At 50.4% G+C, this 270-nt stretch carries 1 pseudogene; it reads right to left on the reverse strand.

Annotation, left to right across the window (positions count from 1 at the left end):
* A pseudogene (locus SB719_RS20285) lies at positions 1 to 270 on the reverse strand (ATP-dependent helicase); the annotation flags it as partial.

Consider the following 270-nt stretch of genomic DNA (forward strand, 5'->3'; position numbering starts at 1 on the left):
TGACAGTTTCGCCACGTCATAACAAAGTTCCAGGGTGTCATCGAGCAGTAAAAATGCCCGCTGAATTTGCGGATTAGCTAACAGCTCACGCAGGTTACCGCGATAACCTGGCTCACCGAGTTGCAGACGAAAATCCTGCGCACTCTGGGCAAGACGATCAGCGCACTTTTGTAACTGCTGGGTGTCTTTTAATTCGGTGCGGTAAGCGATGGTGATGTCTTTTGCCAGGTCGAGCAGTTGTCGACTGGAGAGTGACTGACCAAAATACTG

The sequence above is a fragment of the Pantoea sp. SIMBA_079 genome (assembly GCF_046940275.1).
Classification (GTDB): Bacteria; Pseudomonadota; Gammaproteobacteria; order Enterobacterales; family Enterobacteriaceae; genus Pantoea; species Pantoea borealis.